Annotated in this window: 2 protein-coding genes; one reads left to right on the forward strand and one right to left on the reverse strand. The window is 59.2% G+C overall.

Annotated elements, in window-relative coordinates:
- A partial coding sequence (locus WCA53_RS02675; RefSeq protein WP_423905185.1) for an alpha/beta hydrolase occupies window positions 1–338 on the reverse strand: 338 nt, incomplete at its 3' end.
- Between the two features lie 196 nt (window positions 339–534).
- On the opposite strand from WCA53_RS02675, the gene WCA53_RS02680 reads away from it, so the two are divergent.
- A complete protein-coding gene (locus WCA53_RS02680; protein ID WP_423905187.1) occupies window positions 535–1,548 on the forward strand; it encodes a LysR family transcriptional regulator in 1,014 nt (337 codons plus the stop codon).
- Window positions 1,549–1,553 lie beyond the last annotated feature (5 nt).

A 1,553-nucleotide genomic window follows, 5' to 3' on the forward strand; every position in this document is an offset into this window, starting at 1 on the left:
CCTATGCGCTTTGGATCGGCACGTTGTGCGCGGGCGTTGGCGACGGCCCACTGCGCAGCGCGGTAAGCATCTTCGAGCGCGGCAGGAAATGGAAATGCGGGCGCGAGCGAATAGTCCACCGAAATAACCCAGGCGGCCGTGTCGCGGGCGATGATCGTGGCTGCAATTGAAGCATCGTCCAGCGTGCCGCGTACGAAGCCTCCGCCGTGAAAATACAGCACGATTGGCAGGATGGTGCCGTCCGTCGCGGGGCGATAGCTGCGCAACAAGATGGGTTGCGCATGTCCAGCAATTCGAACATCCTCTATGCAGAGGCCCAGATCCAGCGTTGATGCCATGGTTATTTTTGGCGCGTCCGCGCCGTCCCACCCGAGTTGCGATGAGACGAATTCTGGTGCCCACGCCGTTCGAAATAAATGCCTATAATCCGGCAACACAATTCGGTGACACCGAACAATCACACTAGAACTGCCCATTCCTGTCTGAGCGGTAACCTTATTCCGGTTGCTGCGAAGCATTGACGGTGAGGTAAAAATGGACCGGCTACAAGCTATGCAGGTGTTCACGAGGGTCGTCGACACCAACAGTTTTTCGCGCGCCGCCGACACGCTCGACATGCCCCGCGCCTCGGTCACCACGATCATCCAGAACCTTGAGGCGCATCTGAACGTGCGGCTTCTGCAACGCACGACGCGACGCCTGAACCTCACGCCGGACGGTGCCGCGTATTACGAGCGCTGCGTGCGCATTCTTGCGGACATCGAAGAAACGGAGAGTTCGTTCGCCAATACCGGCAAGGGTCCGCGCGGCAAGCTGAGGATCGACATGCCGGGCTCGATCGGACGAATGATCGTCATGCCCCAGCTCTGTGAATTCCACACGCGCTATCCAGAAATCGAGTTGATGATCGGTTTCGGCGACAAACCCGTCGACCTGATCCAGGAAGGCGTGGATTGTGTCATTCGCGTGGGCACCCTGCAGGATTCGAGTCTGGTGGCGCGCCGGATTGGCGTGTTCCAGGGCGTGACCGCAGCGAGTCCTGATTACCTGGAACTGCATGGCGTCCCGCAGACGATCGACGATTTGCAGCAACACACGGCCGTCAATTATTTTTCGAGCCGCACAGGCCGCGTGATGGACATGGATTTTGTAGTCGACGGTAAATCGGTCGAAGTGAAGATGCGCGGAATGATCGCCGTGAACGACGCCGAGGCTTATCTGGAGTGCGGCGTGAAAGGCGTCGGACTGCTGCAGGTGCCGCGTTTCATGGCGTTGCCGCACCTGCGTTCGGGCGAGTTGATCGAAGTGCTGCCGCAATGGAAACCGTTGCCGATGCCCATTTCGGTGGTTTATCCGCACAATCGGCATTTATCACCGAAAGTGCGCGTGTTCGTGGATTGGGCTGCGGAATTGTTCGAGCGCTGCCCGTTGCTGTCGGGTCAGGCGGACGCGGAAGAGCGCTGCCTGCCGACTGCCGCGCCTGCTAAGTCGAAAGTCGTGAAACACGGCACGCCCGATGTCACCGGGAAGGCAGAAGTGGTGGTTTAGGCGTT

Origin of the sequence: Caballeronia sp., assembly GCF_049581465.1 — a bacterium.
GTDB lineage: Bacteria > Pseudomonadota > Gammaproteobacteria > Burkholderiales > Burkholderiaceae > Caballeronia.